Here is a 15,969-nt window from a genome sequence, read left to right on the forward strand (position 1 = left end):
TATTTAGATTAGTTTATTTGGATTTATATAGCCATGACCAGCTCTAAAAATCTCAAAACTGTTGTCTTTAAAAGAAGCTGTATCGCAAGCATTAAAAAGTTTTTTTCGTATTGAAATAATATCCAGATCAGGCTCTTTTTCGAGTATTTTAATGACTAAAGAAGCAACATAAGGAGCCGCCATACTGCTTCCGCTTTTAGACGTTAGCTTGTTTGAAGCCCTATTTTCTCTATTAGAAGACGAGCATGACGATTTTATCTTAAAACCAGGTGCCACAAGCTCTGGTTTCATACGCCCATCGGCCGTGGGACCAGAACTACTGAAAGACAATATAGATTTTGCCTCCTCATTTTGATTGTAAGCACCCACAACAATACTATATTTTGAATTACAGATCGAATTGGTGGTATGCGTTTTGTTGGCAATTGCAGGCAAAAAGATAGATTGGCCTCCGTCATCTCGTTCGATGTAACAATGGTAGCGGCCATTTTTGACCGTTCTGCCAACTAATTCGATCTCCCAAAATTTTGAATTTAGTTTGCCATTAATCAAAATATTAATTTGATTTTTATTTGTATTTGGCTCATTGCTTCTGTGTAGACAAATGCCTACCTCAGCGCCATCTTTTAGAATCAATTCATCTTTAAAAGGTGTTGATGAAAGCAGTACTTTTTTATTATCATCATAAATATTGATACTTAAAATATCATCTCCGTGATACCAAATTTCCATTTCATTGGGTGTACGATCATATTTCTTAAACATCCACGGAATTTTAATTTTCTGATTGACTTTTATATCGCCATAGGTATGCACATTTGATTGATGATAATTGCCGGTACTCTGCACTATTGCCGTACCTTTTCTCGTAGTAAGAATATGATCAATAGCTTGTTCTACGAGAGTTTGTCCCGTGTGAGCATCGCCATGACCGCCTAAGCTCATATTGATCACAATGGGTCGCTGACCTGCTTCGGTTAACAAAAAATCAATGCCTTCGATTAATTTTACCGAATCGCCCAAAGACAAATTTGATCCGTTTACGAGATTGGTTCCCATATCGACCGCTATGATAGAAGCGTTTGGCGCAAAGCTTTTTGGTGCTACTGCTCCATTTCCACAAGCAATTCCGAGAACATGAGTTCCATGAGTTCCGTTTCCAAACAAATCTGATTTTCCCGGATGGTAGCCCAATTTTTTAAACGGTAAATCATCAAGTAAACTTTCATCAAGCTGAGTTTGATTAATGATCCTTCCATAACCATATTTGTTTCGATCGCAGCGATCAGATTGTACCCAAATTTTTTCGAAACGGGTTTTGCCATTATTGATAAAATCTGGATGCGTAAAATCGAAACCAAAATCAATAATTCCAAATACAACTTTCGAAACACTGTTGGTAAGAACCGCATTTTTTTGATCTAAAACATGAGTTTGAGGATCTACCTCAACACGATCATTAGCAGGAATCACACTTGGAGCTTTTAAACTTTTTAGTTTTTTGCTGTTATAGATAGCACATAAAAAACGACGCTTTGTTCTGATACTTACAATTTTTCCGAACTCTGAAATAATTTTACAATGATCCGGATATTCATTCTCTTTTTCGAGACGCATTAACAGCGATAATTCTTCGTCAGGATTGCCGTATAATATAACTTTGAGTCTTGGATCCATGAGTTTTTGTTTTAGAGATTAATTCAGATTTAATAATTTTGTTTCAATATCATCTAATTCTTGATACAAAAGCATAAAGTATAAATTCTCATCAATCACATTAAGAAAGGTCTCTTCAAAATCTCCTGCATTAGACAGATAAGCTTTGATTTCTCGAACATACTGACTATTTATAAATCCTATTTTTTCTAATCCTAAAATAAAGTCCTGATCTTCTTCTTGAAGTTTAGAAAAATTAGTATTCGTAAAAATCTGGACAAATAATTCGTTGGTTTTTTCAATTAAAATGATTTTTTTTGAAACTAAATTTTTAAGTAAAAAAGCTTTTTCTTCTTGTGCCTTTTTGGAAAATTTAAAACTTTTTTTTAGAAGATTAGGTCGAATCTGATTTATCTTTTTTAGAATTTGCGTCACGTTTTTTTCAATTTTATTCAAACTGATGGTTTCTTGGTTAGTTATTTCAGCCTTCATTTTTGTTGGTTTTTATTGTTTTTTTTCAGCGTTTTGTCGCTGGTAATAGTAGCACTCTCTTTATTTGTAACTAATTGTGGTAATGTTTTCGTATCCAGATTACCCTCTTTTAAGTCACTTTCCGAAGATTCTTTTTTTTCTAATACAACATCCTCAACCTTTTTCTCTGCGTCAGTTGTTACATTGTTTTTTTTATCCTTAATTGGTTTTTCAGTACCAACGATAGGAGAAATAACAACAGGCGCAATAGGAGTTACAGCAGCAGTTTCATTTCTAGCAGCAGCGCTAAACTTCTCGCCTTCGCTTTTGGCTTTGTTATCAATGATTAAATAGCTCATCAAGGGATTTTCTGAAATCATACCCGCCAAAAGTGCCGTATTGGTTATTTCCTGATTTCCGGGAACATTATAAAAAGTGGCTCTGCTATTGGCTATAACGTAACTGATTAATAAATTAAATGGATTCATTGTTTCGTATTTTAAATTAATAGAAATAAAAGGGCAATTGGGTAACAACTGCCCTTTTTACATTTACTTATTCATCATCATCATCATGACAATTGGCAACATGTTGTTGGATTCTGTCGAGTTGTTTTTATTTTGCTCAGAAATTAATAAAACCATCGGCAACATCATATTCATATTGTCTGATTTACCTGAGCCCGAATCTCCCATAGTAGTCATCATTGGCAACAATAAAGACATTGTCTGATCTACATAAATAGCTTTTGCATCCTTTTTTTCAATGATGTGTGCAGGTATCTTTACGCCTTTTTCAGTACTAGCTTCAGGAACAAATTCCAAATTTTCAGGTTTTAGTTTTGGCTGATTCAACAAAGATCCCATCATACTCATCATTTGCATATTTTTTAAAACCTTGGTTTGGTTGTCGCCTTTTCGGGCGTCAATCTTTGCAAATTCGGTATGTTTTTGATCTAAAGCTACCAACGCTTTATTAGTAGCCAGCGAAGTCTTTTTAAGCTCATTCACTTGGTTAGAAATCGAATCTAACGATTTCTTCAGTTCACTTTTGGTCGCATAATCATTAGCTCTCCCGCTCAGGGTTTTTCCAAAATTAGATCTTTGTTTTACCGCCGAGCTCACATTAGGTCTGATTCCTTTTATGGATGGTCTTCTGCGTCTTGCAGCCTCATCAAAGCTTTCGTCGTAGCTTTCTAATAAATCTTCGCCTAAAAGATCCTCGTTGTAGTAATCTTCATTTAATAAATCTTCGTCTAAATAACTTTCGAAATAATTCATAATTTTAAATATTAATTGGTTAATTTTTATTGAAATAATGTTTGTTATATTTCTGGATGGCCGGCTGAATATATTTATTAAAAAGAATAAAATCAGGAATGCCGTTGCCTGGTTTTCCGGTTCCGAAACATGCTGAGCACTCATTATCTTCGCCAAAACATTCCGTGCAGGCACCAATGGCTTTTGCCAAATCATCGTTCTGATTTAACTCAAATTCCAACTGCAACTTTAGATTTTCGATCATCGTAAAAAGTTTGTGATTGATTTTTTTGAGTTTTTTAATTCTTTCCTCAACTTCTAAATCAATTCTTGGAATTTCTTTTTCTTCTTCCGGTTCATTTTTCCCCATCATAGGCTGCATCAGCTCAAAATATTTAGCCATTTCAGGATTATGTTCTTTCAAATATTCTAAATAAGCATCCATTGTATAACTTTTAGGTTTTATAAACTTGCAATAGCATTTTCAAGTCTATTGATTCGGTTAGGAGTGTTGGTACCCACAAATTGGCCATATTGGTCCACATAATAATCTTCGGTCGGAATTAATCCTCCGTTGTAATATTCATACAAAATATTCTCGGTCAGGTAATTTACACTTTCGATTAATTCTGCAAAAGAGTGACTTTCTATTGGCGAATTTGGGCTTGCCGTTCCTAAACTTTGCTGCGCCTGACCCGCCTGAAATTGTGGATTGTTTATCACACCACCCAGCTGGTTGTACAGCCCTTGTACTCTGCCAATATCCTGCGCTACCTGCGGACGAAGCACAACCGGATTATCCTGCACATACTGCTGAATAGCCGGAAGAGCCGCTCTGCCTGCATCGGCCAAATATCGGGTTGTATTGCTCCAGGCTTGCCCAACTGGCGAAGGCGCTTGTCTGCGTCTGTAATTGTTATTATTTGCCGGTCTGCGTTGTTGCTGCGGAGGTGATGGTCTGCGTTGTTGTTGTTGACGATTATTGTCTAAAGCAGTACTTGCAGATCCCGCCAAATTACTAACCAAACCACCAACTGCTCCCCCAATTTGCGGGGCTCCAAAATAAGTACCCACCGCAGTGCCAACAATAGGAGCAACTGCAGAAACGCCACGTAACACTCCCGAACCAATATTGCTGGCCACATTGCCTAAACTTGACCAAAATCCTTCTGCTTCACTTTCAGACATTAGATCTACTCGTGACAGCAGGACATCTTCTAGTTCATTTTCACTTAAATTAGAATATTCCGGCCCCAATACATATCGTACAGCTTCAAAATAATTGTCTTCGCTGAATGATTCTCCCTGAAAAACTTCATGATATAAACTCATAATTCTTAGTATTATAATTAGCTCTTACTCTTTTATTAGGCTTTTCAGATTTCGCCTATTCATTTTGTGCACAAAAAGAACGATGTAAAATTGATTTATTATAATTTACTATAAAACAGTACTTTACCCCAATTTTTTAAATAAATTTACCCTAAAAAAAAGGGTATTTTCACCCTTGTAAACTTGAGCCGTTTAAAATAAATTTGCTCTTTACTATTGATGTAAACCACTATTTAACAATCAATAAAACCATTAACTATAAAACACGATTATGAAAAACGAACCAGGAAGACCGGCACAATTAATTACAAAAAAATTTGCTAAAGAATTGCATTCTAATTTTATGAAGTACAGAGCCAGCATAATAGCGAAGTACATTAAAAAAGAAGATGCTAACGCCGTTTGGTTTTCTATAGAAGAACTAGAAAATTATATTCATTACATCAAGTCTAAAGGCGCAAAAAAGGGTTTTGCTGTAAACGGAATCCGCTTTTATTTTGGAGTATATCCGAATGAAAAAAAATATGCTGATAAAGCAGGCTTGATGACCCTTTTTCTAACAGCTACAGGAAAAAGAATTAGACCCGTTGCACTAAACAGTGTACAAACCTTTGCCTTGACTCGCGAAAATAATGATCCTGATGATCAAAATAATGACAATGAAGACATACAAAGCATAGAACCAATGAATTACGGAAGCATTGGCAGACCACCGAGCTTATTATACTAGAAAATTATGTTCGAATTTTTAAGATTTTATATTGTCTATTTAGTCGTACTCTCCGGGATTATTGGCTTGCTTTCATGGCATAAACTTCCTTCCAGAAAAGCTAAATTCTTGGTGATTCTAATTTGGTTTTCTGCTGTAATAGAGAAAGTTGGCTATTATTTTACCGAATGGACAGGCCTGTTAAACTATCCTGTATTCAATTTTTACATGCTGGTTAGTTTTTGTGCTTATATCATACTTTTAAGGAGTCTTTTATCAAAAATAAAATATCGCATGATAGCGCTGCTTAGTTTGATACTATTTGTACTTTCCTTTTTTATAAATATTGTATACGTCAAAGAGTACTTAAACCACTCCTATACTTACAGTTATGCAACTGGCGTATTGCTTATTATGATATTATCTTGCTTGTATTTGGTAGAAATCTTTAATTCGGAGAAAATATTAAATTTTAAAAAATCGGTCTTTTTTTGGTACATATTAGGCATATTAGTTTTTCATGTACCTTTTTTGCCTTTCATGCTTGCTTTAAACTGTTTTTTGATCAAACAAGACGAATCTGTTTTTAGTTTAGTAGTATTTATTTTAAATGTTTTGGCCCACAGCTGCTATATTACCGGATTCTTATGGAGCGAAAAGAAATACAATTATTAGTTATTTCGTTAGGTATTGTTTTTTTAACTTTACTTGTTATTCTGCTTGTCATATTCTTTTATTTTTTGAAAAAGAAAAACAATTATTTGGTCGAAAAAATGGAATCAGAACTCTATTTTCAATCCGAATTAATTAAGACAAGAATAGAGATTAAAGACCAGACCCTGAGCGAAATCAGTAAGGAACTGCACGATAATATAGGCCAAATTGTTTCTGTGGGCATTATGCATCTCAACATGTATCTGGACAGCGGAAAACCTGTACAGGTCAATGAATTGCAGGATTTGAAAAAAATACTCGCCAAATCACTAGACGAAATTCGAATTTTGTCCCGAATCATCAACAAAGATAATTTACTGCAAAGCAATTTTATAGAAGCAATCAAGCAAGATTTAGAACGTATAAAAAAACTAAAAAACATTCAATACAATTATAATCTTACGGGAGAAATCCCTGAGATTAGCCAAGAACATGATTTGTTTATTTACCGAATTTTTCAGGAAGCACTGCACAACAGCCTCAAACATTCGCACAGTGATTTATTTGAAGTAAATATTCATACCACCGATACCGTTTTTCTTCTGGAAATAAAAGACTTCGGTATTGGTTATGACACAAGCCAGATCAACGCTGGATTGGGGTTGAGCAACATGAAATTAAGAGCCCGATTAATTGACGCTAACTTAATAATGCAGTCAGATTCGTCAGGAACAACCGTAACTTTAGAATACTTATTAAGCAAAACCAATGAAACCTAGTACTAAAAACAAAATTATTATTGTAGATGATCATCAGTTATTTTCGCAATCTTTAGAACTGCTCATCAATAGTTTTAAAGATTTTGAAGTGATCAATCGTTTCGAAAACGGCAAAGTATTTCTTTCTTACCTGCAGGAGCAACCAGATGCAGAAGTAGACTTGATTTTATTAGATGTTAACATGCCCGTTTTAGACGGCGTAAGCACCATGAAATGGATAAAAGAAAACAGACCCGATCTTAAAGTAATTGCGCTCTCTGTAAATGATGATGAAGAAATTATTATCAAAATGATTACCAATGGCGCCAAAGGGTATTTACTAAAAGATACCTCGCCAGAAATCTTCAAAGAAGCGATCATTTCTGTCATCGAAAAAGGCTTTTATTTTACCGAGTTAGTCTCAGGAATGCTCGTTAAGAAAGCCAATGATGACTCGAAAAAAATCAATTTGAAAGAAAAAGAAATTGTTTTTATAAAACATGCCTGCACCGAAAAAACCTATAAAGAAATCGCCTCAGAAATGTGTTTAAGTCCGAAAACAATCGATGGATACCGGGAATGTTTGTTTGATAAACTCGAAATCAAAACCCGAATTGGGCTGGTCTTGTACGCCATCAAACACAAAATTGTTTTGGTATAAAGCTTTTATCTGATGCTTTTTTGCCCTTTACACCTCTTTCCTATGCTATTTTATAGCCTTTATTTTGCGGGTTTCTGCGCCCGTATGCTAATTCATATCTTGTACTCCTCTCTATCCGTATATATCATAAGGTTATCCTGCACGGTTTCAAAAACCTTGTAGGTATGGCTTTTATTACAATTAATACCTAACAAGGTCAAAAAAGACCTTGTAGGAATTCCAATTGCTTCTTAGAAACGTGAAACTTTACGTCTGGCATGTCAAATTTCACGTAAGTGATGTCAAATTTGACGTAAGTGATGTGAAACTTCACGTCTAACATGTGAAATTTCACGTCTGGTATGTCAAATTTCACGTAAGTGATGTGAAACTTTAGGTCAGTGATGTGAAACTTTAGGTCTGGCATGTCAAATTTCACGTAAGTGATGTGAAATTTTACGTAAGTAATGCTAAACACTGTGTATGACCTTATTTTGTTCTGAAATAAAACTCAAAATATGATGCCATACTGATACATTTTGTTTTGGATTACTAATCGCTATATACCTTAGATTTTGACTACTGTAGTTATCATTTTATCAGGGCAACAAAAGCACTTTATAAAGTGTATAAGATCTAGATTTTTATTAAAAACACATAATTATCTTACGTAAAGCACACTTTATTGAGATTTTATCACTAAATTGCTAGGTATGAAAACAAATTGTGATGTGCTGATTATTGGCGGCGGACTAGCCGGTTTAGCCAGCGCCATACATTTATCTAAAAAAGGCTTAGAGGTAATCCTGATAGAAAAATCAGCTTATCCGCGGCACAAGGTATGCGGTGAATATATTTCGAACGAAATTTTGCCGTACCTCAGCTGGCTTGGTGCAGATGTATCAGAATTACGTCCTACGACTATCACAAGGTTTGAATTTACTTCCGGTAATGGAAAAACGGCAACCGCAAAACTTCCTTTAGGAGGATTTGGCATTAGCCGATATGCGCTTGATGATTTTTTATATCAAAAAGCATTGGCCAACAACTGTACCGTTATAAAAGATACTGTTACCGATATTTCTTTTGGCAATGACAGTTTTACGGTAAGCACTTCAGACCAAATTTTGACTGCCAAAATAGTCTTGGGCGCTTTTGGCAAACGATCTAATATTGATCAAGTTTTGGCACGGGATTTTATTAGTAAAAAATCGCCCTGGCTGGCTGTTAAGGCACATTATTCGGGTAAATTTGATCATGATCTCGTGGCTTTGCACAACTTCAAAGGCGGTTATTGCGGCGTTTCTAAGGTTGAAGATGATAGCATCAATATTTGTTATCTGGCCGATTATGCCACCTTTAAAAAATATAAAAATATCGAGGAGTATCAGCAAAATGTGCTGTACAAAAACAAACACCTGAAAGCTATTTTTGAAAACAGTACCCTTCTTTTTGAAAAACCACTCACGATAAGTCAAATTTCTTTTGATAAAAAACAGCCTGTAGAAAATCACATTCTGATGATTGGGGATACCGCAGGACTTATTCACCCGCTGTGCGGCAATGGAATGGCAATGGCGATACACGCTGCGAAAATAGCATCAGAACTGGTGTTGGAGTATTACAACGGTGAGATAACCTCTCGACAATTATTAGAAAAAAAATATAAAAAGGAATGGAATACGCATTTTGGTAAAAGAGTACTTATGGGCAGAATTCTGGCTCAACTGCTTAAAAATAAAATCATCACCAACCAATTGGTCGGACTATTGGCATCATTACCATCAATACTCCCTAAAATTATCAAACAAACGCACGGAAAACCAATAGCAATAAATTAAATGGATATAAGTACCCAATACAGAACTCAGGAAACTGAGATAATGGATGATTTTTTGCTTGAAGGCGAAGAATTACGTGCTGCACTAGACCAAATTGCCAACATTAATCAGTTGCTGGGTGGCAACCGTATTACTTTGAATGGAGTAAAAAAATTATTGAAGAAAACAGATATTACCAAAACAATAGTGATTGCAGATATTGGTTGCGGCAACGGAGACATGCTGCGTATGCTGGCTCAATACGGACTAAAGCATACTATTAATTTTAAACTGATCGGCATCGATGCAAATGAATATACGATCAATTATGCCAAAACCCTCTCGGATGAATATTCAAACATAGAATATGCATGTATTGATATTTTTAGCGAAGATTTTAAGGCCATACAATATGACATTGTTTTATGCACACTTACCCTGCACCATTTTACCAATGAGCAGATATTAAATATAATCACTATCTTTAGTACTAATGCAACAACCGGAATCATAGTCAACGATTTGCATCGAAGCAAATTGGCTTACAGACTTTTTGAGATAGTTTGCACTATTTTTAACCTCAATAGGATGTCCCGAGAAGATGGACTGGTTTCTATTTTGAGAGGCTTTAAGAAAACCGAATTAGAGGAGTTTTCTAAAAAATTAAATCTAAAAAACTATACCATATACTGGAAATGGGCTTTTCGCTACCAATGGATAATTACAAAAAAATGAGTGTAAAAATAGTAACGGTTGCCAAGCAACTACCAAAATATTCGCGCACCACAAACGATATACTTCCGCTTTTGGATGGATGGCTTGATGGAAAAGAAGAACGCTTTATAAAAAAAGTAAAAAAGATTTTCGAGGGCGCAGCTGTAGACCAACGTTACTCGATCATGGATCCTGCAGAGGTTTTTACAGCGACTTCATTTGAAGATAAAAATGATATTTACACCAGAGAAGTCATTATTCTGGGAGAACAAGTACTAGAGAAAGCACTTAAAAAAGCAGGTTGGGATCCTACAACACTGGATTACATTATCACGGTAAGCTGCACTGGGATCATGATCCCCTCATTAGATTCATATCTCATCAATAAAATGAAACTGAGACAGGATATAGTGCGCCTTCCCGTAACAGAAATGGGTTGTGCCGCAGGAATATCGGGCATCTTGTATGCTAAAAACTTTTTGAAATCTAATCCGGATAAACGAGCAGCAGTCATTGCGGTGGAGTCTCCAACAGCAACATTTCAGCTTGATGATTTTTCGATGCCTAATATTGTCAGTGCTGCTATTTTTGGCGATGGAGCCGCCTGTTGTCTTTTGTCATCGTATGAAGAGGACAAGGGTCCAGAAATAATTGACGAACAAATGTATCATTTTTATGATGCCGAACACATGATGGGCTTTAAGCTAACTAACAGTGGTTTGCAAATGGTTTTGGATATTGAAGTTCCGGACACTATCGCCTCTCATTTTGGAGCTATTATTCATCCTTTTTTGCAACAAAACAATCTTGAAATCGCAGACATAAACCACATGATATTTCATCCCGGCGGAAAAAAAATAATCACAACAGTAGAGTCGCTGTTCTCGGGATTAGGCAAAAATATTGATGATACCAAAGAAGTTCTTAAGCGATACGGAAACATGTCGAGTGCAACTGTTTTGTACGTTTTAGAGCGCATCATGGATCGCAATCCGAAATCTGGCGAGAGAGGATTAATGTTAAGCTTTGGTCCCGGATTTTCGGCACAACGGGTTTTATTACAATGGTAATTTTTCAGAAAAACAAATTATGGAATTGACCGATATTATAGCCAAATTGCCTTATAGCGAGCCCTTTTTATTTGTAGACGAAATAGTAGCTGCAGATGAAAACGGAATTACGGGCACTTATACCTTTAGAGAAGATTTATATTTTTATAAAGGACATTTTAAAGGTAATCCTGTCACTCCGGGCGTAATTCTCACCGAAACGATGGCTCAGATAGGAATGGTTTGCCTTGGTATTTATTTATTGAATGATGCTGCAAAAGAAGATACCGTGATAGCGTTTACATCGGCAGATATGCAGTTTTTAAAACCTGTATATCCTAATGAAAAAGTAACGGTAACTTCTCAAAAAACATTTTTCAGATTCGGCAAACTTAAATGCAATGTTGTGATGAAAAACGAGGCGGGACAAGAAGTTTGTAAAGGTATTGTTGCGGGTATGATTACTACAAAATTATGAAAAAGCGTGTCGTAATAACAGGTCTGGGAGTCGCTGCTCCTAACGGAGTGGGAATTCCTGCATTTACTGATGCCCTAAAAAACAGCGTATCAGGAATTCGTCATGATGCACAATTACAGGCGCTGCAGTTTTCTTGTCAGATAGCGGGTCAGCCCCAAATATCAGACGAACTTAAAAATCAATATTTTACAGAACTTGAATTACGCGGTTTTAATAGTACAGGTATTTTGTACGGCGTAATAGCCGGAATAGAAGCTTGGACAAATGCAGGATTGACAATCGAAACTAATAACGAACCCGATTGGCATAGCGGTACCATCTTTGGATCTGGGACTTCGGGCATCGATAAATTTCGCGAAAGCATTTATAAAATAGATGATTTGCAAACCCGAAGACTTGGCAGCACTGTTGTAGCTCAAACTATGAACAGCGGTATTAGTGCGTATCTTGGCGGTAAACTGGGGCTTGGCAATCAGGTAACAACAAATTCCTCGGCTTGTGCAACGGGTACCGAAGCTATCATGATGGCCTATGATCGTATACAATCCGGTCAAGCAAAACGCATCCTTGCGGGAAGCACCGGCGATAGCGGTCCGTATATTTGGGCAGGATTTGATGCGCTTCGCGTATGCAGTTCAAAATACAACGACACTCCTGAGCTTGGTTCTCGTCCTATGAGTGCGAGCGCAGCTGGGTTTGTACCCGGCTGTGGCGCGGGAGCATTGGTCGTAGAAGAACTGGAAACTGCCCTAAAACGAGGTGCTACGATTTATGCTGAAATATTGGGTGGTAATGTAAACTCTGGCGGGCAGCGAGGCACTGGCAGCATGACCGCACCAAACAGTGGGGCGGTACAACAATGCATCAAAAATGCGCTGCGCAATGCCGGCATTTCTGCGAATGATATTGATGCCATAAACGGTCATCTTACGGCAACCACAAAAGATAGTCTGGAGATTGAAAACTGGACCAAAGCATTGAACAGAAGCGGCAATGATTTTCCGTATATCAATTCCCTAAAAAGCATGACAGGTCATTGCCTTAGTGCTGCCGGCAGTATCGAAAGTGTAGCCAGCGTTTTGCAACTTCATGAAGGCTTTATATTTGCTAATACCAATTGTGATGACCTTCATCCCGAAATTGGTTCACAGATTGATCCGACAAAAGTAATTTTAAAAACGATTTATTCGCAACCCAATATAATTGCAAAAGCAAGTTTTGGTTTTGGCGATGTAAATGCGTGTATACTATTTAAAAAATTTGATAATTAATTTATATGAATAAAGAAGAACTTATTTCGAAACTAAAAGTAATCATAAAGCCTTATACAACAAACACCGAAGCTTATGACAATCTCACGGAAGACACTGATTTTATTAATGATCTAAACATTAATTCTGCCAATCTTGTTGATATTGTATTGGATATTGAAGAGGCTTTTGATGTGGTAATCGACAATACAGATATGGAGCGCATGCTTGATGTTAAAACCTCTGTAGAAATCATCGAAACCAAACTGGCTGCAAAATGATTGGCAATGATGTTATAGATCTTTTACAATCGCGCCAAGAAAGCAATTGGCAGCGTAAAGGTTTTATAAACAAAATTTTTACCGATGATGAACAAATAATCATATCAAATAGTTCTGATCCAGAAATTATGGTATGGGTGCTTTGGAGCATGAAAGAAGCGGCTTATAAAATTTACAACAGACAAACCAAAATCAGAGCCTATATTCCTAAAAAACTGATCTGTAGCATTAAGACTCATAAGAACAGTTCTGTAAAAGGTTTAGTGTTTTGTGATGAAAATATATATCACACAAAAACAATGCTTTCTCAGGACATTATTCATACTCTAGCAGCTGCTTCCTTAGAAGATTTAAATTGTATAATTGAAATTGAAAACAAAGATATTGTTAAAGATAAGTATGGAATTCCTTATCTGACTACTTATCCTGAAAATACATCGCAGAATGTCTCTATTAGCCATCATGGCCGGTTTGAAAAAGTGGTAACTATTAGAAACTTTTGAACGTTTATACTACGAAGATATTTTAAAAAAATGCAATAAAAAAAGCAGGTCTGAAAACGCAGATGATCTTAGATCAGGCTATTGAGTTTGAACAGCTGACAATCTGTTGCTTGATTTTTTAAATTATAATAAAACTCCATTGAAATTATAAAACATTCATTTGAATTTCTATAACACCATTGGCTCAAATTAATGATATTTTCGTAGAAAACTAAATCTACTACCGATGTACGATAACGTATTGCTTTTGAAAAACATTGTGGATCACACCCCTTTGCCCATTGCTGTTTACATAGGAGAAGAATTTAAAATAGAACTTATCAATCGTGCCATGATCGAAACCTGGGGAAAAGGAGATCAGGTTATCGGTAAAAAATACCTCGAAGTTCTTCCAGAGATTGAGAATCAGCATTTTTTTGAACAAGCGCTAGCAGTCTTTAAAACTGGAGTTCCTTTTCATGCCAAAGACAAAAAAGTCGATCTGGTAATGCACGGCACGCTAAAAACACATTACTTTAACTACAGTTTTATACCTCTTTTTGATATTCACGGAAATGTTTTTGGTGTGATGAATAGTGGCGTTGACGTAACAGATTTACATGAGGCAAAACAGCAAATTGAAAGTGCTGAACAAAGGCTAAGAATGGCGATCGACTCATCAGGAATTGGCACCTATGAAATTGATCTTCAAACAAAAAAAATTACGACTTGCGGAAATTTTAAAAACATCTTTAGTACTGAAAACGAAATTGCCAGTGAGCAACTCATCAAAAAATTGCATCCTGATGATCAGGCATTATATCAGAAAGCACAAAAAGAAATTGAAACTACTGGAAAAATGTCTTATGAGGTTCGAATTATCAATGAGGATAAAACCTCTAAATGGATTAAAATTAGTGGTAAAATGATTAAGAACGAAAATGATACTCCCACCACTATCATTGGAATAATTCAGGATATACATGAGCAAAAGCAGTTTGAAGAAGAATTAAAAAAACAGGTAGAAGAGCGCACGCACGAACTGCAAAGATCCAACGATGATCTTTTGCATTTTGCCAATGTAGTAAGTCATGACTTAAAAGAACCTGTTCGAAAAATAAAAACCTTCAATAGTCTTTTGCAAGCTGAAAAGGAAACTAATTTTAATGATAAGTCAAAAAAATACCTTCAAAAAATCGACCAATCTGCTTTACGAATGCAGACCATTATTGAAGGAATCCTGGCCTACTCTACCTTAAATAAAAAAACACAACCCATCGAAAAGATAAATCTCGATGATGTGATCGAAAACATAAAAACAGACCTGGAACTGGTCATAAAAGAAAAAGGTGCGATACTGATTACCAGTGAACTTCCAGAAATAGAAGGAGCCCCGATCTTAATTCATCAGCTATTTTACAACCTCATTCACAATGCTTTAAAGTTTTCAAAAAGAGACCAGCCCCCAAGAGTTATTATATCTTCTGCCGAAATTGATCATAATGGTACTGAATGTATTCGGATCGTTATTGAGGACAATGGTATTGGATTAGAAGCCAATTATTTTGAACGGATATTTGATGCATTTGAAAGACTTCATTCTAAAGATCAATATGAAGGGAACGGTCTTGGTTTGGCCTTATGCAAAAAAATTGCTTCCCGCCACAATGGTATTATATCTGCCGATGGAAAGAAAGACAATGGAGCCGTTTTTACCGTTATCTTACCATTAAAACAAAATGGGGAAAGTCTTTAGAAATTATTATTTTCTCAAAACTTTCCCTATTAGTTAGAAACAAAACCCAATAAATTATCTGTAAAAAAATTTATAGATGCAATCTATCGTAATTTTGTAGATTTATTTTGCGATTGTAAAAAGTATTATTCTGTAATTGTCATTTTTGTTCCCAGTTAAAAAAAACTATTTTACGTAATTGGGTGAAACACAATTTTGCCAGTATTCTACAATATTTTTTATCATCTCTTTCATTTCATTAAAATCAGATGGTTTTACAAAAAAACCTTGAACAGATTTTGAATATGCATCGATAACATGCTGCTGTTCAGCAACAGTTGAGAAAAAGAGATAAGGAATTGATTTCATTCTCAAATCTTCATTTTCGTGCACTTTTGTTCGTAATTCTATTCCATTTAGCCTTGGCATATTGATATCAGAGAATATAATAAAAGGCTCAATGATTGTAGCCGTAAGATACTCAAGTGCCTGCTCTCCATCACCAAAAAAAATGACTTCATTGGGATATTGCAGTCCTTTAAAAACCTCTGCCAAAAATTCCTGATCATCCAGATCGTCTTCTATAATTATTATTGGCCCACCTTTATTCATTATTCTTATTTTATGGTATTTGCTAGCAAGGTAGCAAATAAAACATCACTTTTCAGTACTATAGATGAT

At 35.7% G+C, this 15,969-nt stretch carries 19 protein-coding genes; 12 read left to right on the forward strand and 7 right to left on the reverse strand.

All coding sequences use genetic code 11. The features are described from left to right. Positions 1–3 precede the first annotated feature (3 nt). The 6 genes from LNP22_RS16660 to LNP22_RS16685 form a co-directional block, all read right to left on the reverse strand. Positions 4–1,677: a S8 family serine peptidase gene (locus LNP22_RS16660; RefSeq protein WP_229974462.1), complete on the reverse strand. Its 1,674-nt coding sequence runs from the start codon at positions 1,675–1,677 to the stop codon at positions 4–6. Positions 1,678–1,695: 18 nt separating this feature from the next. After that, complete coding sequence (locus LNP22_RS16665; RefSeq protein ID WP_229974463.1) at positions 1,696–2,148, reverse strand: hypothetical protein; 453 nt, start codon at positions 2,146–2,148, stop codon at positions 1,696–1,698. Further along, the gene (locus tag LNP22_RS16670; protein ID WP_229974464.1) at positions 2,145–2,615 is read right to left on the reverse strand and encodes a hypothetical protein; all 471 of its coding nucleotides are present in this window, start codon (positions 2,613–2,615) and stop codon (positions 2,145–2,147) included. Before LNP22_RS16670 ends, LNP22_RS16665 begins: the two co-directional genes overlap by 4 nt. 63 nt (positions 2,616–2,678) lie before the next feature. After that, a complete protein-coding gene (locus LNP22_RS16675; RefSeq protein ID WP_210664961.1) occupies positions 2,679–3,407 on the reverse strand; it encodes a hypothetical protein in 729 nt (242 codons plus the stop codon). Between the two features lie 19 nt (positions 3,408–3,426). Beyond that, positions 3,427–3,831 carry a hypothetical protein gene (locus LNP22_RS16680; RefSeq protein WP_229974465.1) on the reverse strand — a complete coding sequence of 135 codons (405 nt, stop codon included), beginning with the start codon at positions 3,829–3,831 and terminating at the stop codon, positions 3,427–3,429. A 17-nt stretch (positions 3,832–3,848) separates the two neighbouring features. Further along, positions 3,849–4,718, reverse strand: coding sequence for a hypothetical protein (locus tag LNP22_RS16685; RefSeq protein WP_229974466.1), 870 nt, complete (start codon positions 4,716–4,718; stop codon positions 3,849–3,851). A gap of 271 nt (positions 4,719–4,989) precedes the next feature. On the opposite strand from LNP22_RS16685, the gene LNP22_RS16690 reads away from it, so the two are divergent. The 12 genes from LNP22_RS16690 to LNP22_RS16745 all read left to right on the forward strand — a co-directional run bounded on the left by LNP22_RS16690 (position 4,990) and on the right by LNP22_RS16745 (position 15,309). Then, the gene (locus tag LNP22_RS16690) at positions 4,990–5,448 is read left to right on the forward strand and encodes a hypothetical protein (protein WP_229974467.1); all 459 of its coding nucleotides are present in this window, start codon (positions 4,990–4,992) and stop codon (positions 5,446–5,448) included. Positions 5,449–5,454: 6 nt separating this feature from the next. Further along, positions 5,455–6,102, forward strand: a complete 648-nt coding sequence (locus LNP22_RS16695) for a hypothetical protein (RefSeq protein ID WP_229974468.1) — start codon at positions 5,455–5,457, stop codon at positions 6,100–6,102. 98 nt (positions 6,103–6,200) lie between these two features. Next, complete coding sequence (locus tag LNP22_RS16700; RefSeq protein ID WP_229974469.1) at positions 6,201–6,860, forward strand: sensor histidine kinase; 660 nt, start codon at positions 6,201–6,203, stop codon at positions 6,858–6,860. Next, positions 6,850–7,500, forward strand: a complete 651-nt coding sequence (locus LNP22_RS16705) for a response regulator transcription factor (protein WP_210664966.1) — start codon at positions 6,850–6,852, stop codon at positions 7,498–7,500. Before LNP22_RS16700 ends, LNP22_RS16705 begins: the two co-directional genes overlap by 11 nt. Positions 7,501–8,192: 692 nt before the next feature. After that, complete coding sequence (locus LNP22_RS16710) at positions 8,193–9,320, forward strand: NAD(P)/FAD-dependent oxidoreductase (RefSeq protein ID WP_229974470.1); 1,128 nt, start codon at positions 8,193–8,195, stop codon at positions 9,318–9,320. Then, positions 9,321–10,034 carry a methyltransferase domain-containing protein gene (locus LNP22_RS16715; RefSeq protein WP_229974471.1) on the forward strand — a complete coding sequence of 238 codons (714 nt, stop codon included), beginning with the start codon at positions 9,321–9,323 and terminating at the stop codon, positions 10,032–10,034. Next, the gene (locus tag LNP22_RS16720) at positions 10,031–11,083 is read left to right on the forward strand and encodes a type III polyketide synthase (RefSeq protein WP_229974472.1); all 1,053 of its coding nucleotides are present in this window, start codon (positions 10,031–10,033) and stop codon (positions 11,081–11,083) included. The genes LNP22_RS16715 and LNP22_RS16720 overlap by 4 nt, the downstream gene beginning before the upstream one ends. Positions 11,084–11,102: 19 nt before the next feature. Next, positions 11,103–11,540, forward strand: a complete 438-nt coding sequence (locus LNP22_RS16725) for a 3-hydroxyacyl-ACP dehydratase FabZ family protein (protein WP_229974473.1) — start codon at positions 11,103–11,105, stop codon at positions 11,538–11,540. Next, complete coding sequence (locus LNP22_RS16730; RefSeq protein ID WP_229974474.1) at positions 11,537–12,811, forward strand: beta-ketoacyl-[acyl-carrier-protein] synthase family protein; 1,275 nt, start codon at positions 11,537–11,539, stop codon at positions 12,809–12,811. The genes LNP22_RS16725 and LNP22_RS16730 overlap by 4 nt, the downstream gene beginning before the upstream one ends. A gap of 5 nt (positions 12,812–12,816) precedes the next feature. Beyond that, entirely contained in the window at positions 12,817–13,071 is a 255-nt protein-coding gene (locus LNP22_RS16735) for an acyl carrier protein (RefSeq protein ID WP_210664972.1), read from the forward strand. After that, on the forward strand, positions 13,068–13,574 hold the full coding sequence (locus LNP22_RS16740) for a 4'-phosphopantetheinyl transferase family protein (RefSeq protein ID WP_229974475.1): 507 nt from the start codon (positions 13,068–13,070) through the stop codon (positions 13,572–13,574). The genes LNP22_RS16735 and LNP22_RS16740 overlap by 4 nt, the downstream gene beginning before the upstream one ends. 226 nt (positions 13,575–13,800) lie before the next feature. After that, a complete protein-coding gene (locus tag LNP22_RS16745; protein ID WP_229974476.1) occupies positions 13,801–15,309 on the forward strand; it encodes a PAS domain-containing sensor histidine kinase in 1,509 nt (502 codons plus the stop codon). 165 nt (positions 15,310–15,474) lie between these two features. Here the strand turns inward: LNP22_RS16745 and LNP22_RS16750 are convergent, their stop codons facing one another. After that, entirely contained in the window at positions 15,475–15,900 is a 426-nt protein-coding gene (locus LNP22_RS16750; RefSeq protein WP_210664975.1) for a response regulator, read from the reverse strand. Positions 15,901–15,969 lie beyond the last annotated feature (69 nt).

Source organism: Flavobacterium flavipigmentatum, assembly GCF_020911905.1.
Lineage (GTDB): Bacteria > Bacteroidota > Bacteroidia > Flavobacteriales > Flavobacteriaceae > Flavobacterium > Flavobacterium flavipigmentatum.

Bases quoted from the DNA above. Each gene is read 5' to 3' on its own strand.
- LNP22_RS16660 (WP_229974462.1), bottom strand. From the start codon at position 1,677: ATGGATCCAAGACTCAAAGTTATATTATACGGCAATCCTGACGAAGAA.
- LNP22_RS16665 (WP_229974463.1), bottom strand. From the start codon at position 2,148: ATGAAGGCTGAAATAACTAACCAAGAAACCATCAGTTTGAATAAAATT.
- LNP22_RS16670 (WP_229974464.1), bottom strand. From the start codon at position 2,615: ATGAATCCATTTAATTTATTAATCAGTTACGTTATAGCCAATAGCAGA.
- LNP22_RS16675 (WP_210664961.1), bottom strand. From the start codon at position 3,407: ATGAATTATTTCGAAAGTTATTTAGACGAAGATTTATTAAATGAAGAT.
- LNP22_RS16680 (WP_229974465.1), bottom strand. From the start codon at position 3,831: ATGGATGCTTATTTAGAATATTTGAAAGAACATAATCCTGAAATGGCT.
- LNP22_RS16685 (WP_229974466.1), bottom strand. From the start codon at position 4,718: ATGAGTTTATATCATGAAGTTTTTCAGGGAGAATCATTCAGCGAAGAC.
- LNP22_RS16690 (WP_229974467.1), top strand. From the start codon at position 4,990: ATGAAAAACGAACCAGGAAGACCGGCACAATTAATTACAAAAAAATTT.
- LNP22_RS16695 (WP_229974468.1), top strand. From the start codon at position 5,455: ATGTTCGAATTTTTAAGATTTTATATTGTCTATTTAGTCGTACTCTCC.
- LNP22_RS16700 (WP_229974469.1), top strand. From the start codon at position 6,201: ATGGAATCAGAACTCTATTTTCAATCCGAATTAATTAAGACAAGAATA.
- LNP22_RS16705 (WP_210664966.1), top strand. From the start codon at position 6,850: ATGAAACCTAGTACTAAAAACAAAATTATTATTGTAGATGATCATCAG.
- LNP22_RS16710 (WP_229974470.1), top strand. From the start codon at position 8,193: ATGAAAACAAATTGTGATGTGCTGATTATTGGCGGCGGACTAGCCGGT.
- LNP22_RS16715 (WP_229974471.1), top strand. From the start codon at position 9,321: ATGGATATAAGTACCCAATACAGAACTCAGGAAACTGAGATAATGGAT.
- LNP22_RS16720 (WP_229974472.1), top strand. From the start codon at position 10,031: ATGAGTGTAAAAATAGTAACGGTTGCCAAGCAACTACCAAAATATTCG.
- LNP22_RS16725 (WP_229974473.1), top strand. From the start codon at position 11,103: ATGGAATTGACCGATATTATAGCCAAATTGCCTTATAGCGAGCCCTTT.
- LNP22_RS16730 (WP_229974474.1), top strand. From the start codon at position 11,537: ATGAAAAAGCGTGTCGTAATAACAGGTCTGGGAGTCGCTGCTCCTAAC.
- LNP22_RS16735 (WP_210664972.1), top strand. From the start codon at position 12,817: ATGAATAAAGAAGAACTTATTTCGAAACTAAAAGTAATCATAAAGCCT.
- LNP22_RS16740 (WP_229974475.1), top strand. From the start codon at position 13,068: ATGATTGGCAATGATGTTATAGATCTTTTACAATCGCGCCAAGAAAGC.
- LNP22_RS16745 (WP_229974476.1), top strand. From the start codon at position 13,801: ATGTACGATAACGTATTGCTTTTGAAAAACATTGTGGATCACACCCCT.
- LNP22_RS16750 (WP_210664975.1), bottom strand. From the start codon at position 15,900: ATGAATAAAGGTGGGCCAATAATAATTATAGAAGACGATCTGGATGAT.